The 26,268-nt window shown below is 66.8% G+C and carries 24 protein-coding genes; 18 read left to right on the top strand and 6 right to left on the bottom strand.

The window, feature by feature from the left end:
* The 15 genes from QRT08_RS17120 (at window position 1) to QRT08_RS17050 (ending at window position 15,437) form a co-directional block, all read left to right on the top strand.
* Window positions 1–405, top strand: a complete 405-nt coding sequence (locus QRT08_RS17120; RefSeq protein ID WP_008416680.1) for an NADH-quinone oxidoreductase subunit A — start codon at window positions 1–3, stop codon at window positions 403–405.
* A 41-nt stretch (window positions 406–446) separates the two neighbouring features.
* Window positions 447–1,103, top strand: a complete 657-nt coding sequence (locus QRT08_RS17115; RefSeq protein WP_483299976.1) for an NADH-quinone oxidoreductase subunit B — start codon at window positions 447–449, stop codon at window positions 1,101–1,103.
* Entirely contained in the window at window positions 1,100–2,767 is a 1,668-nt protein-coding gene (locus QRT08_RS17110; RefSeq protein WP_286047194.1) for an NADH-quinone oxidoreductase subunit D, read from the top strand. The genes QRT08_RS17115 and QRT08_RS17110 overlap by 4 nt, the downstream gene beginning before the upstream one ends.
* A complete protein-coding gene (locus tag QRT08_RS17105; protein WP_286047192.1) occupies window positions 2,768–3,835 on the top strand; it encodes a complex I subunit 1/NuoH family protein in 1,068 nt (355 codons plus the stop codon).
* Window positions 3,832–4,293: a NuoI/complex I 23 kDa subunit family protein gene (locus tag QRT08_RS17100; protein ID WP_286047191.1), complete on the top strand. Its 462-nt coding sequence runs from the start codon at window positions 3,832–3,834 to the stop codon at window positions 4,291–4,293. The genes QRT08_RS17105 and QRT08_RS17100 overlap by 4 nt, the downstream gene beginning before the upstream one ends.
* Window positions 4,294–4,421: 128 nt before the next feature.
* On the top strand, window positions 4,422–4,730 hold the full coding sequence (locus QRT08_RS17095) for an NADH-quinone oxidoreductase subunit J (RefSeq protein ID WP_286047190.1): 309 nt from the start codon (window positions 4,422–4,424) through the stop codon (window positions 4,728–4,730).
* The gene (locus QRT08_RS17090; protein ID WP_286047189.1) at window positions 4,720–5,061 is read left to right on the top strand and encodes a proton-conducting membrane transporter; all 342 of its coding nucleotides are present in this window, start codon (window positions 4,720–4,722) and stop codon (window positions 5,059–5,061) included. Before QRT08_RS17095 ends, QRT08_RS17090 begins: the two co-directional genes overlap by 11 nt.
* On the top strand, window positions 5,062–5,385 hold the full coding sequence (gene nuoK, locus QRT08_RS17085) for an NADH-quinone oxidoreductase subunit NuoK (protein ID WP_286047188.1): 324 nt from the start codon (window positions 5,062–5,064) through the stop codon (window positions 5,383–5,385).
* A gap of 4 nt (window positions 5,386–5,389) precedes the next feature.
* Window positions 5,390–7,390, top strand: coding sequence for an NADH-quinone oxidoreductase subunit L (gene nuoL, locus QRT08_RS17080; RefSeq protein ID WP_286047186.1), 2,001 nt, complete (start codon window positions 5,390–5,392; stop codon window positions 7,388–7,390).
* Complete coding sequence (locus tag QRT08_RS17075; RefSeq protein WP_286047185.1) at window positions 7,391–8,923, top strand: complex I subunit 4 family protein; 1,533 nt, start codon at window positions 7,391–7,393, stop codon at window positions 8,921–8,923.
* On the top strand, window positions 8,923–10,407 hold the full coding sequence (locus QRT08_RS17070) for an NADH-quinone oxidoreductase subunit N (protein WP_286047184.1): 1,485 nt from the start codon (window positions 8,923–8,925) through the stop codon (window positions 10,405–10,407). The genes QRT08_RS17075 and QRT08_RS17070 overlap by 1 nt, the downstream gene beginning before the upstream one ends.
* A 77-nt stretch (window positions 10,408–10,484) precedes the next feature.
* The gene (locus QRT08_RS17065; RefSeq protein WP_286047183.1) at window positions 10,485–11,969 is read left to right on the top strand and encodes a DHH family phosphoesterase; all 1,485 of its coding nucleotides are present in this window, start codon (window positions 10,485–10,487) and stop codon (window positions 11,967–11,969) included.
* Between the two features lie 36 nt (window positions 11,970–12,005).
* A complete protein-coding gene (locus QRT08_RS17060; RefSeq protein WP_286047182.1) occupies window positions 12,006–12,803 on the top strand; it encodes a CBS pair associated ParBc domain-containing protein in 798 nt (265 codons plus the stop codon).
* A 34-nt stretch (window positions 12,804–12,837) separates the two neighbouring features.
* A complete protein-coding gene (locus tag QRT08_RS17055) occupies window positions 12,838–14,160 on the top strand; it encodes an MmgE/PrpD family protein (RefSeq protein WP_286047181.1) in 1,323 nt (440 codons plus the stop codon).
* A gap of 77 nt (window positions 14,161–14,237) precedes the next feature.
* A complete protein-coding gene (locus tag QRT08_RS17050) occupies window positions 14,238–15,437 on the top strand; it encodes an acyl-CoA dehydrogenase family protein (RefSeq protein ID WP_286047180.1) in 1,200 nt (399 codons plus the stop codon).
* Window positions 15,438–15,549: 112 nt separating this feature from the next.
* Here QRT08_RS17050 and QRT08_RS17045 read toward each other — a convergent pair whose 3' ends face one another.
* Together QRT08_RS17045 and QRT08_RS17040 are read right to left on the bottom strand one after the other, a co-directional pair.
* Complete coding sequence (locus tag QRT08_RS17045) at window positions 15,550–15,708, bottom strand: hypothetical protein (protein WP_286047179.1); 159 nt, start codon at window positions 15,706–15,708, stop codon at window positions 15,550–15,552.
* A 117-nt stretch (window positions 15,709–15,825) separates the two neighbouring features.
* The gene (locus QRT08_RS17040; protein ID WP_286047178.1) at window positions 15,826–17,352 is read right to left on the bottom strand and encodes an amidase; all 1,527 of its coding nucleotides are present in this window, start codon (window positions 17,350–17,352) and stop codon (window positions 15,826–15,828) included.
* A 131-nt stretch (window positions 17,353–17,483) separates the two neighbouring features.
* On the opposite strand from QRT08_RS17040, the gene QRT08_RS17035 reads away from it, so the two are divergent.
* Window positions 17,484–18,242 (top strand): enoyl-CoA hydratase/isomerase family protein, encoded by a 759-nt coding sequence (locus QRT08_RS17035; RefSeq protein ID WP_286047177.1) that lies wholly within the window; start codon window positions 17,484–17,486, stop codon window positions 18,240–18,242.
* A 41-nt stretch (window positions 18,243–18,283) separates the two neighbouring features.
* On the opposite strand, the gene QRT08_RS17030 is transcribed toward QRT08_RS17035, so the two are convergent.
* Complete coding sequence (locus tag QRT08_RS17030; RefSeq protein WP_286047176.1) at window positions 18,284–19,882, bottom strand: class I adenylate-forming enzyme family protein; 1,599 nt, start codon at window positions 19,880–19,882, stop codon at window positions 18,284–18,286.
* 166 nt (window positions 19,883–20,048) lie between these two features.
* Between QRT08_RS17030 and QRT08_RS17025 the strand changes: the two genes are divergently transcribed.
* Window positions 20,049–21,755: an acyl-CoA mutase large subunit family protein gene (locus QRT08_RS17025; protein ID WP_286047175.1), complete on the top strand. Its 1,707-nt coding sequence runs from the start codon at window positions 20,049–20,051 to the stop codon at window positions 21,753–21,755.
* 20 nt (window positions 21,756–21,775) lie between these two features.
* Here QRT08_RS17025 and QRT08_RS17020 read toward each other — a convergent pair whose 3' ends face one another.
* Complete coding sequence (locus QRT08_RS17020; RefSeq protein WP_286047174.1) at window positions 21,776–22,270, bottom strand: hypothetical protein; 495 nt, start codon at window positions 22,268–22,270, stop codon at window positions 21,776–21,778.
* 88 nt (window positions 22,271–22,358) lie between these two features.
* Here QRT08_RS17020 and QRT08_RS17015 point away from each other — a divergent pair, with 88 nt between their 5' ends.
* Window positions 22,359–23,972 (top strand): long-chain-fatty-acid--CoA ligase, encoded by a 1,614-nt coding sequence (locus QRT08_RS17015; RefSeq protein ID WP_286047173.1) that lies wholly within the window; start codon window positions 22,359–22,361, stop codon window positions 23,970–23,972.
* A 19-nt stretch (window positions 23,973–23,991) separates the two neighbouring features.
* On the opposite strand, the gene QRT08_RS17010 is transcribed toward QRT08_RS17015, so the two are convergent.
* Together QRT08_RS17010 and QRT08_RS17005 are read right to left on the bottom strand one after the other, a co-directional pair.
* Complete coding sequence (locus tag QRT08_RS17010; protein ID WP_286047172.1) at window positions 23,992–24,249, bottom strand: DUF7520 family protein; 258 nt, start codon at window positions 24,247–24,249, stop codon at window positions 23,992–23,994.
* Window positions 24,250–24,477: 228 nt separating this feature from the next.
* Window positions 24,478–26,235 carry a cbb3-type cytochrome c oxidase subunit I gene (locus tag QRT08_RS17005; protein ID WP_286047171.1) on the bottom strand — a complete coding sequence of 586 codons (1,758 nt, stop codon included), beginning with the start codon at window positions 26,233–26,235 and terminating at the stop codon, window positions 24,478–24,480.
* Window positions 26,236–26,268 lie beyond the last annotated feature (33 nt).

Here is a 26,268-nt window from a genome sequence, read left to right as displayed (position 1 = left end):
ATGAGTACATGGATAGCAGTCGGGGCGCTGGCGCTCGTGGGGGTGTTGATCCCGCTCGGTATGATGGCGGTATCGGCGCTGTTGCGACCGACGGTCCCCGAACAAGGAAAACGGAGCATCTACGAGAGCGGTGAGATCCCGACGGGGACGACGCGCATCCGGTTCAACATTCAGTACTACATGGTTGCGCTGCTGTTCCTCGTCTTCGACATCGAGACGGTCTTCATCTTCCCCTGGGTCCTCATCTACAGCGACGCCGTGGCACAGGTCGGACTGCTCCACGCGCTGGGGCCGATGTTGGTCTTCATCGCCGTTCTCGTCGCCGCGCTGATCTGGGCGTGGCGCACAGGTGCGGTACAGTGGATCAAGAGCCCGGAGGCGACCAAACGGAGTAGACTACAATGAGTGACACACCACGGGAGACGATAAGCGAAAGCAGCGATCCCATGTCGAAGACCCGTGAGGCGCGCATGGGGGACGTGGACAACCGCTTCAACTCGCGGCTGCGTGAAGCGTTCGGGTCCTCGCCGTTCATCCTCACCAAGTTCGACCAGTTCATGAACTGGGCGCGGGGGTCCTCGATGTTCATGCTGCAGTTCGGGATCGCCTGCTGCAGCCTCGAGATGATGCACACCTACGCCGTGAAACACGACCTCGACCGGTTCGGGTCGGGCGTCCCGCGGGCCTCGCCCCGACAGGCCGATACGATCATCATCCCCGGCACCATCGTCTCGAAGTTCGCCCCCCGGATGAAGCGTGTCTACGACCAGATGGCCGAGCCGAAGTTCGTCGTCAACATGGGCTCGTGTGCCATCTCCGGCGGGCCGTTCCAGGAGGGCTACAACGTCATCAAGGGCGCCGAGGAGGTCATCCCGGTCGACATCCACGTCCCGGGCTGTCCGCCCCGCCCCGAGGCGCTCGTCTACGGCGTCGTCAAACTCCAGGAACGGATCGCACAGGGCGAGTCCTCCCCGGTCGTCGTCAAACCCTACGAGCTAGAGCAGTTCGGCGACCTCGAACGGGACGAACTGGTCGAGAAACTCGCGAGCCGGATCGACACCGACGACCTAGTCATGCGGTACAACTGGGCTGATTCACCATGAGTCTCGAGAGACCACCGCGACAACGGTACGTCACCGAGGATGGCGTCGACTACGACGCCATCGAGGAGTTGCTCGGCGAGCACGTCCTCGGACGCGAGACGCACCTCAACGCCGAGGGATTCGTCATCCGTCCCGACGAGGTCCAGGACGTCCTCTTCGCGCTGCGCGACGAGGCCGGCTTCGACCACCTCTCGATGGTCACAGCCCAGGAGTACCAGGACCGTTACGAGTCGATCTACCACCTGAAGAAGTACGACGACCCGACCCACGAGGTGAGCGTCGTCGTCCCGACCGCGAAGGACGATCCGGTCAGCCAGACCGCGGAACCCGTCTACCGGACCGCGGACTGGCACGAGCGCGAGGCGTACGACCTCGTCGGCATCGAGTACGAGGGCCACCCCGATCCTCGACGCATCCTGCTTCCCGAGACCTGGCAGGGCCACCCCCTCGCGCTGGATTACGACCAGGACCGCCCCCAGATCGTCACGCTCGCCGAACACAAGAACCCGATCGCAGACGACCACTACGATTCGGACACGGACACGATGTTCCTCAACATCGGTCCCCACCACCCGGCGACCCACGGCGTGCTCCACCTGAAGACGGTGCTCGACGGCGAGCAGGTCGTCGACGTCGACCCGGACATCGGCTACCTCCACCGGTGCGAGGAGCAGATGGCCCAACAGGGGACGTACCGCCACCAGATCATGCCGTACCCCGACCGCTGGGACTACGCGTCGGCGGGCCTGCTCAACGAGTGGGCGTACGCCCGGGTCGCCGAGGACCTCGCGGACATCGAGGTCCCCGAGTACGCACAGGTGATCCGGACGATGTCGGCCGAACTCTGCCGGATCTGCTCGCACATGCTCGCGCTCGGGACGTTCTGTCTCGACATCTACGGCGACTTCACCGCGATCTTCATGTACGCGATGCGCGACCGCGAGAAGACACAGAACCTCCTCGAGGACCTCACCGGCCAGCGGATGATGTTCAACTACTTCCGCCTCGGCGGCGTGGTCTGGGACCTGCCCGAACCCCGCGAGGAGTTCTTCGAGAAGGTCCGTGACTTCCTCGACGACCTGCCGGGGGCGGTCCAGGAGTACCACGACCTGATCACGTCGAACGAGATCTTCCAGACCCGCACCGTCGACACGGGCGTGCTCGAGCCCGAGGTCGCGAAGCAGTACGGGGCGACCGGCCCCGTCGCGCGCGCGTCGGGCATCGACTACGACCTCCGACGGGACGACCCCTACGGCTACTACCCCGAACTCGACTGGGACGTCGTCACCGACGACGGGTGCGACAACTACGCGCGCCTGCTCGTGCGGATGCGCGAGGTCGAACAGTCCGCACGGATAATCGAGCAGTGCGTCGACCTGCTCGAAGGCTGGCCCGAGGACGACCGCGAGATCCAGGCGAACGTCCCCCGAACGCTGCGTCCGGACCCCGACACGGAGATCTACCGGGCCGTCGAGGGTGCGAAGGGCGAACTCGGGATCTACATCCGATCGGACGGCACCGACAAACCCGCCCGGTTCAAGATCCGCAGTCCGTGTTTCCACAACCTGCACACGCTGCCGGAGATGGCCGAAGGCGAGTACGTCGCCGACCTGGTCGCCTCGCTGGGCAGCCTCGACATCATCCTCGGGGAGGTGGATCGCTGAATGGTCCTGCCGCTACAGGATGTGGTGTTGCCCGATCGGATCGCTGACCTGACCGGACTGGGACAGTACGGCGTGCTTGGCGAGTTCGTCGCCGCGTTCATCGCGGCGTTCGTCGTCGCCAACATCATGCTGGCGATGAGCGGCATCGCCGGTCCGTGGGCTAAACGCAAGATCACGGCCGCGTTCACCGACCGGATCGCGGTCAACCGAATCGGTCCCTTCGGACTCCTGATCATCCCGGCGTCGTCGGTTCAACTGCTGGCGAAGGAGCTGATCATCCCCGAGGGCGTCGACCGACCGGCCTACGACCTCGCGCCGCTGGTCATCGCCTCCTCGGCGATGCTCGGCTTCGCCGTCATCCCGATGGGCAGCGGCATCCACCTGGCCGACCCCGAGGTCGGACTGGTGCTCGTCTTCGCGATCGCCTCGATCGCCTCGCTGGGGCTCGCGACCGCGGGCTACGCCTCGAACAACAAGTACTCGATGCTCGGCGGGCTTCGCGCGGTCGCCCAGAACATCGCCTACGAGATCCCGCTGATCGTCACCGCGGCCTCGGTCGTGATCTTCGCGGGCACGCTCCAGATGAGCGAGATCGTCGCCGCGCAGGCCGAACCGCTCGCGACGGTCGCGGGCGTCTCGATCCCCTCGTGGTACGCGTTCGTCAACCCGTTCGCGTTCGTGCTGTTCATGACGGCGAACATGGCCGAAGTGGGCCGGAATCCCTTCGACGTACCCGAGGCACCCACCGAGATCATCGCCGGCTACCAGACCGAGTACTCCTCGGTGTACTTCGTGTTGATCTACCTCGGGGAGTTCCTGCACATCTTCCTCGGGGGCGCGATCGTCACGACGATCTTCCTCGGCGGGCCCGCCGGGCCCGTCCTGCCGGGCATCGTCTGGTTCCTCATCAAGATCTGGGCGGTGTTCCTGTTCACCCAGTGGGCGCGCTCGGCGCTGCCCAGGGTGCGGATCGACCAACTCATCGAGATCGGTTGGAAAGGAATGTTGGTGCTCTCCTTCGCCAACCTGGTTCTCACGGCCATCATCGTGGGGGTGTTTATCGCATGATCGGACTGTTCAAATCGATGGCGACGACGATGAAACACGCGCTCGACGGCAACACGTTCACCGTCGAGTACCCCGAGACCGCACCCGAGGTCAGCCCACGGTTCAGGGGCGTCCACAAGTTCAGCCAGGAGCGCTGTATCTGGTGTCGACAGTGCGAGAACGTCTGTCCGAACGACACGATCCAGATCGTGATGGACGACCAGCGAAACGGCGAGCAGTACAACCTCCACATCGGCCAGTGCATCTACTGCCGGCTGTGTGAGGAGGTCTGCCCCGTCGACGCCATCCTGCTGACCCAGAACTTCGAGTTCACGGGCGACACCAAGGACGACCTGGTGTACAACAAAGAACAGCTCGGGAACGTCCCGTGGTACAAGGACATCGACCCGCTCGAATCGCGCGAGCCGGATCGCGGCGCGTGGATCGGCGAGGGCGAAGGCGAGGTCGACTACCAGTAAAGTAAAGTAATCCGGACCGCGTCCGCGCGTCGGATCAGGCGTCGTACGGCGAAGATCGGCCCGGAAATCCGCGTGCCGCCGGGCCAATCTCGAAATGTTCAAAGGGCGGGCGACTGAGTGTTGAACTAATGGTACTAGAGACAGCGGCGTTTGCGCTGTTTGCGGGGGTGACACTCGCGAGCAGTCTCGGCGTCGTCCTCGTCAGGGACGTCTGGCACTCCGCGCTCCTGCTCGGGGTGGCACTCCTGAGCGTCGCGATCCACTACGTGACGCTGCAGGCCGAGTTCCTCGCGGCGATGCAGATCCTCGTCTACGTCGGCGGGGTTCTCATCCTGATCACGTTCGCCGTGATGCTGACCCACGACGAGACCGCGGAAGCCGACCGCGGCGCACAGGGAATGGGACCGACCGACACGGAGGCGAGCAATGCCGACTAGACCCCGACTCCGCCTCGGCGGCCACCTGCTTCCCGGTCTGGCAGCGGTCGCGCTCTTCTGTGTTCTCGCGTTCGTCTTCGTGACCGCCTCGTTCCCCGCCCCGCAGGGCTTTCCCGACGGGGCGAACATCACCGCGAACATCGGCTACGCGATGTTCAACATCGACGCGGGCGAGGTGCCCGCCGAGGGCTTCATCGTCGCCTTCTTCGCGATCGCGATCGTGCTCGACGCGGCCCTCGACGGCGCGGTGATGCTCGCGCGAAAGGAGGAGGCGGAGCCCCCGGAGGGACTCGTCCCCGAACGCGGCGGCTTCGAGGGGGGTGAGGAGTAGATGCTCGCGCCCACGCAACTGCTCGTGCCGGTCGAGTGGTACCTCGTGCTCTCGGCGGGCGTGTTCTGTATCGGCCTGTTCGGCGTGCTGACGCGCCGCAACGCGCTGATGTTCCTGATCAGCGTCGAACTCATGCTCAACGCAGCGAACGTCAACTTCGTCGCCTTCTCGCTGCAGTGGGGCAACCTGACCGGACAGACGTTCGCGCTGTTCGTGATGGCGCTTGCCGCCGCCGAAGTGGCGATCGGGATCGGGATCATCCTCGTCCTCTATCGCAACTTCCGCGGCGTCGACGTGACCGAGGCGACGACGATGAGGTGGTAACGAGATGGCATTCGAATACGCACCGTTGATCGCACTGTTCCCGCTCGCGTCGTTCGTCATCGCGCTCGTCGCGGGCGAGTACCTCCCCAAGAAGGGCGGCCTCGTCGGCATCGCCGCGACGGGTGGCTCGCTGTTGCTCTCGATCTGGGCGATGCTCCGGGTCGCGGGCGGCGAGGTCTACGACGAGACGCTCTACACCTGGGTCGCCGGCGCCGGCGGGGAGACGGTCTCGCTCTCGTTCGGCCTGCTTCTGGACCCGCTCTCGACGATGATGCTCGTCATCGTCTCGCTGATCGCCTTCCTCGTCCACGTGTTCAGCCTCGGCTACATGAACGACGAGGGCGAGACAGGCCTACCCCGCTACTACGCCGGCCTCGGTCTGTTCACGTTCAGCATGCTCTCGTTCGTCTTCGCGGACAACCTGCTGATGGCGTTCATGTTCTTCGAACTCGTGGGCCTGTGTTCGTTCCTGCTGATCGGCTTCTGGTTCCGCGAGGACGCCCCGCCGAGCGCCGCGAAGAAAGCCTTCTTGGTCACGCGCTTCGGTGACTACTTCTTCCTGATCGGCGTCGTCGGGATCCTCGCGACGTTCGGCACCGCGCAGTTCGCCGGCGAGGGCTCGTTCCCGCAGCTCGCCCTCGAGGCGGTCGAGGGCGGCGAGACGCTGTTCGGCTACGACGCGGGGACCTGGGTCACGATCCTCGGGCTGCTCGTTCTGGGCGGCGTGATCGGCAAGTCCGCCCAGTTCCCGCTTCACACGTGGCTGCCCGACGCGATGGAGGGCCCCACGCCGGTTTCGGCGCTGATCCACGCAGCGACGATGGTCGCCGCCGGGGTCTATCTGGTCGCACGGATGTTCGGGTTCTACGCGCTCAGCCCGACCGCGATGGCCATCATCGCGTTCACCGGCGGGTTCACGGCGCTGTTCGCGGCGACGATGGGCGTCGTCAAAAACGACATCAAGCAGGTGCTCGCGTACTCGACGATCTCCCAGTACGGCTATATGATGCTCGGGCTGGGCGTCGCGGGCTACGTCGCCGCGACCTTCCACCTGATGACCCACGCCTTCTTCAAGGCGCTGCTCTTCTTGGGTGCGGGCGCGGTCATCATCGCGATGCACCACCACCAGGACATGTGGGAGATGGGCGGGCTCAAGGAGAAGATGCCCGTGACCTACTACTCGTTCCTCGCGGGATCGCTCGCGCTCGCGGGCATCCTGCCCTTTTCGGGCTTCTGGAGCAAGGACGAGATCCTCTACGACGCGCTGATCGTCGGCCTCGAGGACCCGATCATGCTCGCAGCGTACGCGATGGGGCTGCTCGCGGTGTTCTTCACTGGCTTTTACACCTTCCGGATGGTGTTGCTGACCTTCCACGGCGAACCCCGGAGCGACCACGCGGAACACCCCGTCCCGCTGGGCTGGAACGTGAAGATTCCCCTGGTCGTCCTCGGGACGCTCGCGACGGTCGCCGGCCTCGTCAACATGGTGCCGGTCGCCGAACTCACGGGCGCGGACATCACGTACCTCTCGCACTGGCTCGACAGCGGACCCCAGGAACTCGCCTACTCGACGTACACGGCGACCGCGGAGGAGTTCGCCGGCATCCACCACGCCGAGTTGAGCCCGCTGATCCCCGGTGTGATCGCGCTCGCGCTCGCGCTCGCGGGAGCGGGGACGGCGGTCGCGCTCTATCGCGGCCCCCATCCCGAGGAGCACACGAACAAGCTCGGCGCGGCCAAGGACGTCCTGGTCGCGAACTACTACCAGGACGAGTACCAGGTCTGGCTCGCCGAAGGCCTGACCCAGCGGACGGCGCGCGCGGCCGACACGTTCGACCAGGGCGTCGTCGACGGCGTCGTCAACGGCACCAGCAGCGTGAGCCTGCTCGGAAGCGACCGGATCAGGCGGCTCCAGAGCGGCGTCGTCACCAACTACGCGGCGCTGATCGCGCTGTCGCTGGTCGTCCTGCTGATCGTCTTCGGCATCTACGGAGGCTGGTTCTGAATGTTGATCGAGATACTCATCGCAGTCACGTTCGTCTCGGCGCTCGTCGTCTTCCTCACCCCGGAGGCGTACGCACCGCAGGTCGCGCTCGTACTGAGCCTGCTCCCGTTCGTGGGCAGTCTCTACCTGTGGACGCGCTTCGACGCGACCGGGAACGCCCTGCTCGAAGGCAGCACCATCGCGTTCGAATCACGGGCCCAGTGGATCGCCCTCGACCCCTACGCGGTCAACTGGTACGTCGGCCTCGACGGCGTGAGCTTCCCGCTTCTGGTGCTCACCACCGTCCTCGTCCCGCTCGCGATCATGAGCGCGTGGACGCCGATCACCGAGCGGATCTCGCAGTTCTACGGGCTGATCCTCTTCATGGAGGCCAGCCTGATCGGCGTGTTCACCGCGCTCGACTTCTTCGTCTGGTTCGTCTTCTGGGAGGCCGTCCTGATCCCGATGTACCTGCTGATCGGGGTCTGGGGCGGACCCAGAAGGAAGTACGCCGCGATCAAGTTCTTCGTCTACACGAACGTCGCCTCGCTGGTGATGTTCATCGGCTTCATCGCGCTGGTGTTCGGCCTCGGCGACTCGGTGACGAGTTTCAGCATGCCCGAGATCACGCAGGCGCTTCACGCCGGCGAACTCACCGGCTTCGCGGGGATCGGCGCCGGGACGCTGTCGCTGGTCTCCTTTATCGCGATCTTCTTCGGCTTCGCGGTCAAGGTGCCGATCTTCCCGGTCCACACCTGGCTGCCCGACGCCCACGTCGAGGCGCCGACCCCGGTGTCGGTGCTGCTTGCGGGCGTCCTCCTGAAGATGGGGACCTACGCCCTGCTTCGATTCAACTTCACGATGCTCTACGACGTGGCGGTCTCGCTCGCGGTCCCGATCGCGGTACTGGGCGTCTTCAGCGTCATCTACGGCGCGCTGCTCGCGCTGGCCCAGCAGGACCTCAAACGCATCGTCGCCTACTCCTCGATCTCCTCGATGGGCTACGTCATCCTCGGACTGGTGGCCTTCACGGTCTACGGGATCGGCGGCGCGACCTTCCAGATGGTCGCCCACGGGCTGATCTCGGGGCTGATGTTCATGGTCGTCGGCGTGATCTACAACGCCACCCACACGCGGATGGTCGGGGACATCTCGGGGATCGCCGATAGGATGCCGATCACCGCCGGGATCTTCGTCGCGGCGGCCTTCGGCTACATGGGACTGCCGCTGATGGCCGGCTTCGCCGGCGAGTTCCTGATCTTCCTCGGTGCGTTCCAGTCGACGGCCCTGCCGGGCGCGCCGCTGTTCACGGCGATCGCCATGTTCGGCATCGTGATCGTCGCGGGCTACCTGCTGTTCGCGATGCAGCGCACGCTGTTCGGGGAGTACCGACTGGCGACGGAGTACGACGTCGCGCGCGCGCCGCTGCACGACGTCGTGCCGCTGTTCGTGCTGATCGGCCTCATAATCCTGCTGGGGGTCGATCCCGACATCTTCTTCACCATGATCCAGGACGCGGTTGATCCGCTCGTCGAACTGGGAGGTGGTGCCTGATGGTGACACAGGCCTCCACGTGGATCGCGCTCGCGCCCGTCGTCGTCCTCGCGACGACGGCGTTCGCGCTGTTCCTCGTCGACAGCATCAAGCCGGGCCGGACGAACAACGGGTTGCTCGCGGGCCTCTCGCTGGTGGGCGTTCTCGGCGCGCTCGGCGTGGCCGTCTGGTACTTCTTCGCGGGCGTCGGCCAGCCCGAGGGGCTGAGCCTGCTCGCCGACCAGGTGGTCGTCGACGGGATGAGCCTCTTCTTCACGTTCGTCGTCACGAGCGTGGCCGCGCTCGTCATCCTCGGGAGCTACGACTACCTCCACGACCAGCCCCACAAGGGCGAGTTCTACACGCTGGTCGTGCTGGCGACGACGGGGATGGCGCTGATGGCCAACGCCAACAGCCTCGTGACCGTCTTCATCAGCCTCGAACTCGCGAGCCTCTCGTCGTACGCGCTGGTCGCGTTCCTCAAGCACAACCGCGGCAGCGTCGAGGCGGGGCTGAAGTACTTCCTGATCGGGGCGCTGTCGAGCGCGATCTTCGTCTACGGGATCAGCCTCGTCTACGCCGCGACGGGATCGCTCCAGCTCGGGGCCGTCGCCGCGGGGATCGCCGAGACCGACAACGTCGGGGTTCTCGGCGTCGGCACGCTGATGCTGGTCGGCGGCTTCGCATACAAGACCGCCTCGGTGCCGTTCCACTTCTGGGCGCCCGAGGCCTACGAGGGCGCGCCCGCACCCGTCAGCGCCTTCATCTCCTCGGCGTCGAAGGCCGCCGGCTTCGTGATCGCCTTCCGCGTGTTCGTCGAGGCGTTCCCGCTCGACGTCGCCGTCGGGTTGGGGATCGACTGGGTGCTGATCTTCCAGGTGCTCGCGGTCGTGACGATGCTCGTGGGCAACTTCGCCGCCGCGATGCAGGAGAACGTCAAGCGGATGCTCGCCTATTCGTCGGTGGGCCACGCGGGCTACGTGCTGATCGGGCTGGCGGCGCTCGGCGGCGGGCAGGACGCCCTCGTGATGGGCGCGGCGATGATGCATCTCCTCGTGTATGGCTTCATGAACACCGGCGCGTTCCTCTTCGTCGCGCTCGCGGAGTACCGCGGCGTCGGGCGCACCTTCGAGGACTACAACGGCATGTGGCGCCAGTCCCCGGTCGCCTGCGCGGCGGTGACGGTGTTCCTGTTCAGCCTCGCGGGCCTGCCGATCGGCGGCGGCTTCCTCTCGAAGTACGTCCTGTTCACGTCGGCGATCGGCGCGGGCTTCTGGTGGCTCGCCGCGATCGGCGCGCTCACCAGCGCGCTGTCGCTGTTCTACTACTCGCGGCTGGTGAAGGCGATCTGGATCGAGGATCCCGTTCGGGAGTTCGACGTCTCGCGCCAGCCCGTCGGGCTGTACGCGGCGATCGTCGCCGCCGCGATCATGACGATCGCGCTGCTGCCGGCGTTCCCGGTCGTCGACCTCGCGCAGGCCGCCGCGGGCGCGCTGCTCGCCTGAACCCGGGAGACGGCGTGCGGTTTTTCGCCTCACTGAGACGGTAGGTTTTAGCGCGTCGGTGGGCTACGGCCTACCGTATGGCCTCTCGACTGCTCCTCGGGTGCGGTGCCGGGACCGTCGGTCACGCGCTGGTCGAACTCGCCCGCGAGCAGGACGACCCGGTCCACGTCGTGACGCTCGATCCCGAACAGCGCGAGTTCCCCCAGCGGGACGTGACGATCACGGCCGCGGATCCGGCCGACAGGGCGGTGCTCGCGGGGATCGACGAGCCCGTCGCGAGCGTCTTCATCGGGACGGACTCGGCGGAGCGAAACGTCGACATCGCGCGTGCGGCGAGCGAGGTCTTCGAGGCGACCCCGATCGTCGCCTACGCCGGCCACGAACCCACCGAGGAGGAGCGCGAAACGCTCGACAGGCTGGCCGGAACGGTCCTCGATCCGGTCACCGCCCTGCGCGAGCACACCGCCGAGGCCGTCGTCGGCCAGCCCGCCGAGCGCGCACGCCACCTGCGGTCGCTGCTCGTGGGAATCGAGGGGGAACTCGGGGTGATGCTCCACGACAACCCCGACCCGGACGCGATCGCCAGCGGCATCGGCCTCGCGCGGCTCGCACGCTCGGTCGGCGTCGACGCCGGCGCCTACTACTTCGGGGAGATCTCTCACCAGCAGAACCGGGCGCTGGTCAACGTCCTCGACCTTGAGGACGACCTCGCCGAACTCGACGATCCCGCCGACGCAGAGGCGTTCGACGCGATCGCGCTCGTCGACCACTCCCTACCCAGCGTCAACGACCAGCTCCCCGAGGAGACCCCGATCGACGTCGTGATCGACCACCACCCCTCGCCGGGGCCGGTCGAGGCGCGCCACCTCGACGTCAGAAGCGAGGTGGGATCGACGTGCACGATGATCGTCGAGTACTTCGACGCGCTGGAGATCGAGCCGTCCGAGGAGCTCGCGACGGCCCTCCTGTTCGGGATCCGCACCGACACCGCGGACTTCTCGCGGGGAGTCTCCCGCCTCGACTTCGACGCAGCGGAGACGCTGTTGCCCCGCGTCGATACCGACGTCCTCGATCAGATCGAACGGCCCACGATCAGCCAGGAGACGTTCGAGACGCTCGCGCGCGCGATCCGCAACAGCCGGGTGGAAGAGGGCGTCTGTACGAGCTGCATCGGCACCCTCCGGGACCGCGACGCCATCTCGCAGGCGGCCGATCGGCTCCTGAACATGGAGGGGGTCGTCGCGACGCTCGTCTACGGCTTCGTCGACGGGACCGTCTACATCTCCGCGAGGGCGCGCGGGTCGGACCTCGACATCGGCGAGACGCTGCGCGAGGCGTTCGACCAGATCGGGAGCGCGGGCGGCCACGCGGGGATGGCCGGCGCACAGATCCCGCTTGGCTTCCTCGGCGAGGAGACCGAAAACGACGACGAACTGCTGACCGAGATCGTCCGCGAGGTGATCGACGGGCGCTTCTTCGAGACGCTCTCGGTGCGCGATCCCGAGACCGTCCGCCTCGCGGACGAACCGGACCAGTGGCGCTCGGCGCTGCGTCGGCGGTAGCGTGAGCTTTTTGCGAGGCGCAACCGTCTGAGGGCTATGAACGCAGGGGTCACCGACGGCAAGCCACGCGTCAACGAGTACATGACCCGCGACGTCGTGACGGTCTCGCCGGACGCGACCGTCGGCGACGTGGCCGCGCGGATCGCCGAGAGCCACGAACACAGCGGCTTTCCCGTCTGTGACGGGCGGCGCGTCGAGGGGTTCGTCAGCGCGCGCGACCTGCTGTTGGCCGACGAGGAAGAACCCATCTTCAAGGTGATGAGCACGGACCTGGTCGTCGCCCACCCCCAGATGAAGGTGACGGACGCCGCCCGCGTCATCCTGCGCTCGGGGATCCAGAAGCTCCCGGTCGTCGACGACGCGGGCAACCTCGTGGGAATCATCTCGAACGCCGACGTGATCCGCAGCCAAATCGAGCGCGCCACCCCCGAGAAGGTCGGGAAACTGATCCGCACCCTCGAGAGCATCCACGACATCACCGTCGCGGAGGAACGGCGCACCGTCTCGCTCTCGAACCTCGTCCCCACGCAGGGAAAGGTGTACGCCGACGAACTCGAGGGGCGCCGGTACGAACTCGAACACGGGCTGGCGGAGCCGCTGGTCGTGATCGACGTCGACGGCCGTCTCCTCCTCGCGGACGGCCACCACCGCGTCATGGCCGCCGACAGCCTCGACGTCGAGGAGATGGACGCCTACGTGATCGTCATCGACGACGACCTCGAACTCGGAATGGAACGGACCGCCCGCGAGGAGGGACTCGCCTCCATCGGCGACATCGCGGTCGTCGACTACGCGCGCCACCCGCTCGTCGAGACGACGAAACGGTTCCAGTAATACCGTTTATACGCCGACCGGTCGATGGACGGGTATGGCTCTCGCGGACCACGACATCGAATCGCGCCTGGCGGCGACCGTCACGGACCTCGACCCCGACTCGCTCGACGAACCGACGACGGACACCGTCGAGCGGGCGTTCGTCGACACCGTCGGCGTGACGCTCGCGGGGTTCTCGACCGAAGTTGGCGAATCCGTTTCGCGGTGGCTCCCCGACGGTGGACTGGTGGCGAGTGGGAAAGGGGACCCGGAACACGCCCTCGCGCTGGGGGCGGCGGGCCACGCGCTCGATTACGACGACCTCTCGTGGGCGATCGACGGCCACCCGAGCGTGGTGCTGGTCCCGCCGATCCTCGCGCTCGCGGGCGAGACGGACGCGAGCGGTCGGGACGCGATCGCCGCCTACGTCGCGGGGTTCGAGGTCATGAGCGCCGTCGCCGCGCCGATCAGTCCCGAGCATTACGAGGCGGGCTGGCACGCGACGGCGACCTTCGGGACGTTCGGAGCCGCCGCGGCCGCGGCGTACCTGCTCGATCTCACGCCCGGGGAGGCGCGAAACGCACTCTGTATCGCCGCCTCGACGCCCGCGGGGCTGAAACGCAACTTCGGCTCGATGACCAAGCCGCTGCACGCGGGCTTCGCGGCCCGTTCGGGGTTCACGGCCGCACTGGTCGCGCGCGACGGCGCCACCGCCGACGCCGAGGCGATCGGCGGCGAGGGCGGCTTTCTCGACCTCTACGGCCAGCCACGCGCGGTCGAACCGCCCGAGAGGCGGTCCATCGACGAGCGGGGGATCCACACAAAGGCCTACCCGTGTTGCTACTTCACCCACACCGCCATCGCCGCGACGCAGTCGCTCGCGAGCGACCACGGGATCGGCCCTGCGGACGTCGAGGCGATCACCGTCGAGGCCTCACAGGGAGCGGCCGACGCGCTCGCCCACTCGGATCCGGGGACGGGACTCGAGGCGAAGTTCTCGATGGAGTACGCCGTCGCCAGCGCGCTCGCGCGCGACCGGGTGGATCTGGCGACGTTCGAGGAGCCCGCGCTGTCGGATCCGGTCGTTCGGCGCCTTCGCGAGCGCGTCTCGTTTCGGGCGGATTCCGACCTGGGCTACGATACACACACGTCCACCGTCCGGATCGAGACCACGGGGGAGACGGTCGAGCGCCGACAGGAGAACCCGCCGGGCACTCACGGGAATCCGCTCTCGGCGGATCGCCGCCGGGCGAAGTTCCTCGACTGTGCGACCCGGACGCTCGACCGCGAGCGGGCCGAACGGCTCTACGAGGACCTCGGCGGGTTCGCCAGTGCGCGCTCGCTCTCCTCGTTGCTCGACGTCTCCGAGGTGCTCTGAGCACTCCACTGAGTGGTACAATCGGCACGATCGATGCCATCCCGTAGGCGTATAGTTATGTAGGGGCTATTCGGGCTATGATCCAGCGCGACACGGTAGATCTCTCGGATCAGCAGCGCCTCGTTCGGGATTCGATCCGCGAGATCTGTGCGGACTTCGACGCGGCGTACTGGCGCGAGAAGGACAGCGAGGGCGAGTATCCCCACGAGTTCGCCGAGGCGCTCGCGGATCACGGCTGGTTCGGCGTGCTGATCCCCGAGGAGTACGGCGGGGCGGGGATGGGCACGCCCGAGACGGTTGTGATGATGGAGGAGATCGCCGCGAGCGGTGGCGGCTTCAGCGCCGCACAGGCGATCCACGGCGGGATCTACAACTCCGTCTCGCTCGTCGGCTACGGCAGCGCGGAGCTGAAAGCCGACCTCCTGCCGAAGGTCGCGGACGGCGAGATCTCGATCCAGGCGTTCGGCCTCACCGAGCCGAACGCGGGATCGGACTCGACGGCTATCGAGACCCGCGCGCGAAAGGAGGGCGAGAAGTACGTGATCGACGGCCAGAAGATCTGGACCTCGCGGGTGGACGCGAGCGATTACCTCGTGTTGATGGCCCGGACCACACCGAGAGAAGAGGTCGAGAAACGGACCCGCGGGATCTCGATGTTCCTCGTCGATATCGACGAGGCCCTTTCGAACGGATACCTCGAGATCGAGGCGATCGAGAAGACCGCGAGCAACGCCGTTCACTCCTACGAGTGCTGGTTCGAGGGGCTTCGCGTCCCCGAGGACCGCCTCATCGGCGAGGAGGGCCGCGGGTTCTACCAGATGCTCGACGGGCTCAACGAGGAGCGGCTCGTCATCGCCGCCGAGTGCGTGGGACTGGGTGAGGCGGCGCTCGACGCGGGCGTCGCCTACGCCAATCAGCGCGAGGTGTTCGGACGGTCGATCGGGAAGAACCAGGCGATCCAGCACCCGCTGGCGGCGGCCTACGCGCGGGTGCAGGCGGCGAAGGCGGTCGTCTACAACGGTGCCGACGCCGCCGCTTCCGAATCGGGCGCGGACCTCGGCGCGCGCGCGAACGTCGCGAAGTACCTCGCCAGCGAGGCAGCGTTCGAGGCGGCCGACGCGGCGGTCCAGACCCACGGCGGGTTCGGGATCGCCCGCGAGTACGACGTCGAGCGGTACTTCCGCGAGGCGCGGCTCACGCGGCTGGTGCCGATCACCCAGCAGCTCGCGCTCAACTTCCTCGGGGAGAACGTCCTCGGGATGGAGCGGTCGTACTAATTCTGTCGATCATACCCCCGGAACTCGGCCGTTGGCGGGACGGGACTCGCTCGCGCGGTGGCCCGTCACAGGGGGCACACGCCGGTGACGTTCCCGTGACCGACAGTACGAGCTACTTCGTGGTGGCGACGGCGCGCTCGCCCTCGATCTCGGCGTCGTCCGCCGACTCCTCCTCGCGTTCCATCCGTTCGAGCTGGATGCAGTTCAGGCAGGGGACGGTACGAAGCGGCTCACCGCAGTGTTGACAGCACCAGTCTGGATAGCGGACCATTATTCTTTCCTCAATTCTGATATGTACTAATTAAATATATATCTTTCTAGTGTTTTAGAGGCGGAGTAATTCGTGTCGGCCTCCACGGAACCGGTTACCTTCCGCTGGCGAACCCGGTCAGAGGCCGGCGTCGACGGCCGTCTCGAAGGCGTGGGCGCTCGAGAGCACCGTCGCGTCGTCGAACCGCTCGCCGACCAGCATCAGCCCGACCGGCAGTCCGTCGGCCGTCCCGGCCGGCACCGATATCGCCGGGTGGCCGGTCACGTCGAACGGCGCGGTGTTGTCGAGCATACTGAGCGCCCGCTCGATCGCCTCGACGCGCGAGATCTCCTCGTTCACCTCGTGAGCGGTCTGTGGCGTCGTCGGCATCGCGAGGACGTCCACCTCGTCGAGCGCCGCGTCGTACTCCGCGGCCAGTTTTCGGCCGAGGTTCTGGGCCTTCGCGTAGTAGCGTCCCCGGTGCTCGTCGGCGAGGTACTGCCCGAGGACGAGCGTGAGTTTCAGCGTCGTGAGGTAGTCGTCGGCCTGCGCGCGGCGCGCCCGCCCGAACGCGTCGGCCATCTGCACGTCGTAGAACCCGTTGCCGTAGTGACCGACGCACTCGGCATCGACGGTCGCCGTGGTCTCCTCGGTCGCGATCGCGGTCCAGATCGCGAGTCCGTCGAGGTGCATCGGCACCGAGAGGTCGCGTACCGTCGCGCCGGCACGCTCGAACCCGTCGAGCGCGTCTCCCACCGCTTCGTCGACCGCCCCCTCGCTCGTCTCGTGGCCGAACCCCTCCTCGAGGACGCCGACGATCACGTCCTCGGGGTCGTCCGAGAGCGCCCCGACGTAGTCCTCGGTCGGGACCGCGCCCTGCCGGGGATCGAGGTCGTCCTTCCCGGCGATGACGTCGAGAACGCGCGCGCAGTCCTCGACGGTCGAACACATCGGGCCGGCGTGGTCGAACGACCGCCCGAGGCCGGCGATCCCGGTGTAGGGGACCAGCCCGTGGGTGGGTTTGTGGCCGACGATGCCGCTCCAGGAGGCGGGGATGCGGATCGACCCGCCCTGATCGCCGCCGATCGCGACGTCGACCGCGCCGCTCCCGACGGCCGCGGCCGACCCCGACGACGACCCGCCCGCGACGTACGCCGAATCGCGGGGGTTCAAAACCGGCCCGGTCGCCGAGAGTTCGCCGCTTCCCGAGAAGGCCATGTCCTCCATGTTCAGCTTCCCGGTGATGGTCGCCCCCGCATCCAGCAGGCGGGTGACGATCGTCGCGTCGGTCGACGGGACGTACCCCTCGAAGAGCTTCGACCCCAGCGTCATCTCGACGCCGGCGACGTTTACGGTGTCCTTGAGGCCGACCTCGTAGCCCGCGAGCGGCCCGTCGTCCGCGCCCCGCACCTCGCACTTCGTCACGAAGGCGTTGAGCGAGTCCTCGGACGGTCCCGGTCTGTAGCCGGGATCGCGGTGGGTGTACTCCACGGCGGGTCGGTAGTCCGGGAGTTCGTCGAGTCGCTCGTAGCCCGCCAGCGTCTCCGAGATGACGGCCGCGAAGTCCTCGCGTTCCTCGTCGCTCAGGTCCATGTGGTGGCGCTCCGCGGCCGCATCGATCTCCTCGGGCGTCGGCGAGCGCACGTTCGGTGGTGACTCCGGCATATCTACTCCGTTCATTGCTATCATTGACCAAAGCATTTGCGTGCCCGGCGGGTCGCTCATCGCGACGCCGGCGCGGCCCCGACTGTTTCGTCCTCGAGGGGGTTTATGCCGGTCGCGCGATTGCTCGGGGTATGATAGAGCGAAGCACTCGGGAGGACGCGGTCTGGATCCGGCTCGACCGGGCCGAGAAGATGAACGCCCTTCACCTCGAGGGGTGGCGTGACCTCCACGACGCGCTCGAACGGGCGAGCGAGGACGCGCGCGTGGCGGTGATAACGGGCACCGACGACGTCTTCTGTGCCGGCGACGACATCGAGGTCCTGGACGCGATGGAGGGCGCCGACGACGTCGACGCGCTGGCGACCGAGCTCCGGCGGGTCCTGTTCGGCATCGAGGAACTCCCCATTCCGGTGATCGCGGCGGTCAACGGACTCGCGTACGGCGGCGGCTGCGAGATCGTGGCGGCGTCCGACCTCGCCGTCGCGGTCGAGGACGCGACGTTCGCGCTTCCCGAGACGCGGATCGGGGCGTATCCGCCCTACGCCGTCGAGCGGATGGCCGAGATGGTCGGGAAGAAACGGAGCATGGAGCTGGCGTTGACCGGCGAGCCGATCGACGCGGCGACGGCCCTCGAGTGGGGGTTGATCAACCGCGTCACGCCGCACGGCGGGTTGGCGGACGCGGTCTCCGGGTTCGTCGACGGGATCGTTCGGTCCCCGAAGGACTCGATACGGCTCGCCAAACGACACGCCCTCCACGGGAAGCCAGACAGGGGCGACGAGGACCGGATCGCCGGGGCGCTCGCGCGGGCGACCGCGTCCGAGGGGTGTCGAAGCGCCACGCGGGCCTTCATCGAGGGTGATGGAACCGGAAGCGAGAGCGGCGAGTGACGAGGGGCGAATCCGGCCGTTCCGCTGGGGTGATCCCGACCTCACTCCGTGCCGACGCGGCGCTCCTCGCTCTCCCAGTAGTCCTCCCGGAGCTGGTACTTCTGTACCTTGCCGGTCGCGGTCTCCGGGAGGTCGTCGACGAACTCGACCCGCTTCGGGACCTTATAGCGGGCGAGTCGCCCGCCCACGAACTCCCGCAGGTCCTCCTCGGCGAGGTCGGCGGCCGGCTTGCGGACCACGACCGCGGTCACGGCCTCGCCCCACTCCTCGCTGGGCGTCGGGATCACGGCGGCCTTCGCCACGTCCGGATGGTCGTAGAGCACGTCCTCGACCTCGATGCTCGAGACGTTCTCGCCGCCCGAGATGATGATGTCCTTTTTCCTGTCTTGGATCGACACCATGCCGTCCGCGTCGATCGTGGCGAGGTCGCCCGTGTGGAAGTAACCCGGCAGTCGGGCGTTGAACGCCTCCTCGGTCTCCTCGGGCTTGTTCAGGTACCGGTCCATGACCTGGTTGCCCCGGACGACGATCTCGCCGATCGTGGCGTCGTCTCGGGGGACGTCCGCGCCGTCCTCGTCGACGACCCGCACGTCCGTACAGAGCGTCTCGCTGCCCTGGTTCACCTTGAGGTCGCGCCCGCGCTCGGCCAGCCGGCGCGGGGAGTTCGAGGTGGTGACGATCGGCGCGGTCTCGGTCAGCCCGTAGATGTGGATGATCCGCCAGCCGATCTCGTCCTCGATGGTCTCGATCGTGGAGGTCGCCGGCGCGCTGCCGGCCGTCGCCAGACGCACGTCGCGACCACCGGTCGTCCCGACGTCCGGGTGCTCCTCGTGGTAGGCGATGAGCCGGTTGAGCACCGTGGGCGCCCCGCACATGAACGACACGTCGTGGTCGCGCACCCGGCGGAACGTCCCCTCCGGATCGAAGGTGCGCTGACAGACGTGGGTCCCGCCCGTCCCGGTGATGGCGTAGGTGTGCCCCCAGCCGTTGCAGTGGAACATCGGTAGGGTCCAGAGGTAGGTGTCGTCGTCGCGGATCTCCATGTGCTGGTTCAACACGAGGGCGTGCCAGTGTTCGGTCCGGTGGGTCCGACAGACCCCCTTCGGGTCGCCGGTCGTCCCCGACGTGTAGTTGATCGCGGCGTCGTCGTCCTCGCGGATCTCCGGTCGCTCCGGCGGGTCGCTCGACTGCCCGGCGATCCACTCCTCGTAGCCGGTCCACTCGCCCTCGATCTCCTCGGCCCGGTAGCCGACGAACCGCTCTGTGGGGATCGCGTCGCGGACGGCCTCGACGTTCGCCGCGTACTCGTAGTCGGCGATGACGATCTTCGCCTCGCAGTCGCCGAGGATGTACTCGAAGTCCTCGGGGACAAGGAGGTAGTTCATCGGGACGAACGTCGCCCCGACCTGGTTGGTTCCGTAGAGCGTCTCGAGGAAGTAGTGGGTGTTCGGCGAGAGCAACGCCACCCGGTCGCCCCGTTCGATCCCCGAATCGAGCAGCGCGTTCGAGACCCGGTTGACGCGATCGGCGAACTCGACGTATGTGTACTCGGTCCCGTCGTGTGCGATCACGCCGGTCACGTCGGCGTAGACGTCCGTCGCCCGATCGAGGAAGTCGAGCGTGGTCATGTCAACCTGCATTATCGATCACTATGTATGGTAGTGACGTGGGAAGCCATGTCGTATAACGGTTGCGCCGCCGTCGTGCTCCGTCAGTCATGCCGCTTTCCTCCCCCGGTGAGCCCGTGCCGCCGGTAGCTCACGGACGACGGAACGTTAATGCGTAACGATGATGAAAGACACGACGATGTACGACGAGGAGGACCTCGAAGCGATCCGAACCGAGAGGGAACGCTGGGAGGCGGAGTCCCTCGGACCGGTCCTCGAGCGCCACGGCGAACGAAAGGAACGCTTCGCTACCGTCTCGAACCTCGGGGTCGATCGCCTGTACACGCCCGACGACGTAGCGGACCTCGACTACGGCGAGGACCTCGGGTTCCCGGGCGAGGAGCCCTACACCCGGGGGGTCTATCCGACGATGTACCGCGGGCGGACGTGGACGATGCGCCAGTTCGCCGGGTTCGGCACCGCCGAGGAGACGAACGAGCGGTTTCACTACCTGATCGACGAGGGACAGACCGGGCTGTCGGTGGCGTTCGACATGCCCAGCCTCATGGGCAAGGACAGCGACGACCCCCTCTCGGAGGGCGAGGTCGGCAAGGAGGGCGTCGCGGTCGATACCCTGCGGGACATGGAGGTGCTGTTCGACGGCATCGACATCGGGGAGGTCTCGACGTCCTTTACGATCAACCCCTCGGCGGCGGTGATCTACGCGATGTACGTCGCGCTCGCCGACCAGCAGGGCGTTCCCCGCGAGGAAGTGCGAGGAACCCTCCAGAACGACATGATGAAGGAGTTCATCGCCCAGAAGGAGTGGGTCATCCCCCCGGAGCCCTCCTTGAGAGTCGTCACCGACACCATCGAGTTCGCCGTCGAGGAGACCCCGAAGTTCAAGCCCGTCTCGATCTCGGGCTACCACATCCGCGAGGCCGGCTCTACCGCGGTACAGGAACTCGCGTTCACGCTGGCCGACGGCTTCGCCTACGTCGAGGACTGCCTGGAGCGCGGGCTCGACGTCGACGAGTTCGCGCCCCAACTCTCGTTTTTCTTCAACTCGCACAACTCCATCTTCGAGGAGGTCGCCAAGTACCGCGCGGGCCGGCGGATTTATGCCAGGGTCATGGACGAGTGGTACGGCGCTCAGCGGGCCGAATCGAAGCAAATGAAGTTCCACACCCAGACGGCGGGCCAGAGCCTGACCGCCCAACAGCCGCTGAACAACGTCGTCCGCGTGACCATCCAGGCGCTCGCGGGCGTCTTCGGCGGGACCCAGTCGCTTCACACCAACTCCTTCGACGAGGCGCTTGCGCTCCCCTCGGAGGAGGCGGTGCGAGTGGCGCTCAGGACCCAGCAGATCATCGCCGAGGAGTCGGGCGCCGCGGACATCGTCGACCCCCTCGGGGGGAGTTTCGCCGTCGAGGCGCTCACCGACGAGGTCGAGGAGCGTACCATGAGGTACATCGAGGAGATCCGCGAGATGGGCGAGGGGTCGGTGCGCGACGGCGTTCTCAGTGGTATCTCGGAGGGCTACTTCCACCGCGAGATCCAGGACGCCTCCTACGAGTACCAGGAACGCGTCGAGGACGACGAGGAGGTCGTCGTCGGCGTCAACCGCTACACCCTCGAGGAGGACACCAGCCCGGACGTGCTCCACGTCGACGAGCAGGCCGCCTACGACCACCAGACGGAGCGCCTGCGGGAGGTCAAGGCCGAGCGCGACGACGGGACCGTCGAGGCCCACCTCGATTCGCTCCAGCGGGCGATTCGAGACGGCGAGAACGTCATGCCCCACATCGTCGACGCCGTCAAGGCCTACGCGACGATGGGCGAGGTCATGGACGTCTTCGAGGCCGAACACGGTCGGTACCAGGAGACGGTCGGGTTGGCCCGGTAGCGACCGCCCTCGAAACCGGTTCACTCGGCGTCGGACCCGCGAGACGCGGCGGCTTCACACACCGTCCGTCGGTCCTCGAAGTAGGCCGGCGCGTCCCGGTCGGCCTCGAACCGCACGACTCGCTCCATCGCCTCCCGGCCGTCGTCCACGCTCGAGTGTAGCTCCTCGGCGAGGCCGTCGTAGCCGTCGGCCAGTTCTCGAAACGCCTCCATCCGGGCCTGTTTCGCCCTGACGAGCAACTGTTGGTCCTCGATCTCCGCTTCCAACTCCTCGATCGCCTCGACGTCGACCGGGTCGTCGTCGGGAGCGTCGGTCGATTGCGGCGTCGTCGCCCCCTCGGGGCCGCCCCGCTCGAGACGCGCGCGGACCTCGGCAGTCTTCGCGTCGATCCCGTCGAGCAACCCGTCGGCCTCCGAACCCATCGTCTCGACCGCCCCGCGGAGGAGACCGGCCTGCGTCCGGCAGTACTCGACGAACTCGCCGACAGCCGGCACCGACCCGTTCACGCCCGTCATGGACGGTGGTTGGTGCCTCGGACCGAAATCGCTTGGGGGACCCGACGAAAACGTATATCACTATTTGTGATGAACGGACGGACGAGGCATGCACAAGCCACTGCTGACGACCGACTTTCTAGATCGGGCACGCACGCACTACGGCGATCAGGAGGCCGTGGTCGCCACGACGGGCGAGCGCTTTACGTACGACGAACTGGGTGATCGGGTGGATCGGCTCTCGGCGGCGCTCGCCGAGCGGGGGATCGGAAAGGGGGATCGGGTGGCGGTGCTGGACCCGAACACGCACTACCACCTCGAGGCCGCCTACGCGATCATGCAACTCGGGGCGATCCACACGCCGCTGAACTACCGGCTGGTCCCCGACGACTTCGAGTACATCCTGAACGATTCGGGCGTGAAAGCGATCATCGCGGATCACGAACACGCGGAGAAGATCGAACCCGTCCGCGAGTCGGTGCCCACGGAACTGTACGTCTCGAACGACGCGAGCGCGACCGAGGGCGAGTGGGAGGACTTCGAGACGCTCCTCGAGGATTCGAGCGGCGAGTACGACCGTCCCGAGATGGAAGAAGACGAGATCATCACGATCAACTACACGTCGGGGACGACCGGCGACCCGAAGGGGGTCTGTCGGACCCACCGGGCGGAGACGATCCACGCGTATCTCGTCAGCGTCCACCAGGAGATCCGCGACGACGACACCTACCTCTGGACCCTGCCGATGTTCCACGTCAACGGCTGGGGACACATCTACGCCATCACGGGAATGGGGGCGAAACACGTCTGCACCCGTGGGATCGACGCCGAGGGGATCTTCGAAACCATCAGAACCGAGGACGTTTCGTATCTCTGTGCCGCGCCCACCGTGTTGAACATGCTGATCGAGCGCTACGAGGCGACCGGCGAGGGGACCACCGGCGCGAATCCCGTCCGGGCGGCCACCGCGGGCGCCGCACCACCGGAGGCGACCATCCGGACCGTCGAGGACGAGTTCGGCTGGTACCTCAAGCACGTCTACGGCGCGACCGAGACCGGCCCGCTGATCACGACCTCCGACGCGAAACGCCTGTTCGACGCCGATTCGGCCGACCGGTTCTCGATCAAGAAGCGCCAGGGACTCGGCTATCTCGGAACCGACGTGCGGGTCGTCGACGAGGACGGCGCGGACGTCCCCCGGGACGACGCCACGATCGGCGAGATCGTCGTCCGGGGCAACCAGGTCATGGACGGCTACTGGGAGAAGCCCGAGGAGACCGAGGAGGCGTTCAACGACCGGATCGAGGGCTACTACCACACCGGCGATCTGGCCGTGGTCGACGAACACGGGATGGTGTCGATTCAGGACCGCAAGAAGGACATCATCATCTCGGGCGGCGAGAACATCTCCTCGATCGAACTCGAGGACACCCTCTTCGAGCACCCCGACGTGGCCGACGCTGCGGTGATCCCCGCGCCAAGCGAGAAGTGGGGCGAGACCCCGAAGGCGTTCGTCGTCCCCGCGAGCGGCGACCCCGACGCTCCCGGCGCGAGCGCCGAGGAGATCACCGCGTTCACCCGCGAGCGCCTCGCGGGCTACAAGGTCGTCCACGAGATCGAGTTCGTCGAGGAACTCCCCACGACGGCGACCGGCAAGATCCAGAAGTTCGAACTCCGTCAGAAGGAGTGGGACGAGGAGGACCGGATGGTGGGCGAGGGATAGCCGGCCCCGACCCGTTGGTTCACTCCTCGCTGGCGGCGTAGCGGATCGCGAGCAGGAACGCGCCGAGCAGGAGGGCGATCGTCGCGGCGCCGTAGATGGCGAGACCCGCCGGCGTCGGCGGGATCGGGACGACGCCGAGCAGTTCGACCGATCGGAGGTCCTCGACCACGGCGCCGAGGATGAACCCCATCATGCCGGCGAAGGCGACGAGTCCGACGTAGATCGCGACGACGACCCGTCGGCCGGACACCACGCCGGCGGTGGCAGATTCGCTCACGGCGGGGGTTCGGCCGGCGAAGCGATGAGGCTTTCCCTCCGCCGATCCGATCCGGCGTATGCTCGACAGGGAGCTCACCGAAAAGGAGCTACTGGCGATCGTTCTCGGCGGCGTCGCCGTACTGATGGCGATGACCGCCTTCTTCATCGTGATAACGGGGTAGAAACGCATCGCGCTCGCGGTCGCGGTTCCGTCAGCGACCGCACCGGGCCGGGTCGCCGTCTGGATTCACTCGCGCTCGCCGCCGTCGGCCATCGCCGTCTCGTCGTCCGCGGGTTCGCCGCCGTCGGCCAGCCGGGTTTCGAGTTTGTGCTCGAACCACGTCCACTCGTGGGTAATCAGGCCGTCCTCCTTGAGGTTCCACGGGTCGCCGTCCTCGACGCGCGGGCCTTCGAGCCACGACTGGACGATGTTCCACAGGAAGACGACGCCGCCGATGAAGATGAGGAACGCGCCGATCGTCGTGACCTGGTGGAGGGTCGCGTACTGGGGGAGGTACTCGGCGTACCGCCGGGGCATGCCGCCGTAGCCCAGCAGGATCATCGCGAAGAACGTCACGTTCGTCCCGATAAAGGAGAGCCAGAAGTGGATCAGCCCGAGCGAGCGCTGGTACATCCGGCCCGTCACCAGCGGGAACCAGTAGTAGACGCCCGCGAAGAGCGCGAACCCGATCGCGCCCATCACGATGTAGTGGAAGTGCCCGACGATGTAGTAGGTGGCGTGTAACACGGCGTTGACCGGGATGGAGGCGAGGAACACGCCGGTGACGCCGCCGATGATGAAGTTCGAGACGAAGCCGATGCAGAACAGCATCGGCACCGTCAATCTGAGACGGCCCGACCACAGCGTGGTGGTCCAGTTGAACACCTTCACCGCGCTCGGGATCGCGATGGCGAGCGAGACGGCCATGAACGCCGAGCGGATCCGGGGATCGATCCCGGTCGTGAACATGTGGTGGGCCCAGACGCCGAACGAGAGCACGCCGATCGCCAGCGTCGAGTAGACGACGAACTTGAAGCCGAACAGTTTGCGGCCCGCAAAGCGCGGGAGGATCAGGCTGACCAGCCCCATCGGCGGCAGCACGAGGATGTAGACCTCGGGGTGGCCGAAGAACCAGAAGAGGTGCTGGTAGAGGATGTAGCCGCCGCCGTCGGTCGTGAAGAAGGTCGTCCCGAGGTTGCGATCCAGAAGCAGCATGATCAGGACGCTCCCCAGGAGCGGGAAGGCGAAGAGGATCAGGCCCGACTGGGTGAGCATCGTCCACGAGAAGATGTCGAGGCGCTCCCAGCCGACGTCGGGCGCGCGTTCGGTGAAGATCGTCGCGATGAAGTTGATCGCCCCCATCGTCGCGCTGATCCCCGAGAGGTGCAGCCCCAGCAGCATGAAGTCGATGCCGAGGGCGCTCTGGTCGATCGACAGCGGCGGGTACATCGTCCAGCCGGTCTGGGCGGGGTCGATCCCGAACGCCATCAGGAGAAACGGGCTCCAGATCAGCGTTCCCGCGACCGGGAGCAGCCAGAACGCGATGGCGTTGATCCGGGGGAACGCCATGTCGTCGGCCCCGATCAAAAGCGGGAGGACGTAGTTACCGAACGCCGCGATCATCGGCGTCCCGAACAGGAACAGCATCGTGATCCCGTGGCTCGTCATCAGCGCGTTGTAGGTCGTCGGGTCCATGAGGACCGTGGTGGGCGAGAACAGTTCGGTCCGCATGAGCGCGACCGTCACCCCGCCCCACACGAGCGCGAACGTCCCGAAGATCCCGTAGAGGATGCCGATGTCCTTGTGATCGACCGTGGTGAGCCACCGGATGAGGCCACCGGGTTTCTCCCGTGTTTCGTAAGCGGTGTCGTCGACCGCGCGCCCACCCCCGCTGGCGAGCGGCGTGTACGAACGCCAGTCCTCGATGCGGGCGATCCAGCCTGCGACGATCAGCAAGAGGAGCCCCATCAGGACGGTCAAGGCTATCTGCCCGTCTACCTGCATACGCCACTCTCAGTAACGGAGCGTAATGAAAGG

It is taken from the genome of Halalkalicoccus sp. NIPERK01 (assembly GCF_030287405.1).
GTDB lineage: Archaea > Halobacteriota > Halobacteria > Halobacteriales > Halalkalicoccaceae > Halalkalicoccus.
The sequence above is the reverse complement of the archived record's forward strand: the minus strand, read 5'-3'. Positions and strand labels throughout refer to the sequence as shown.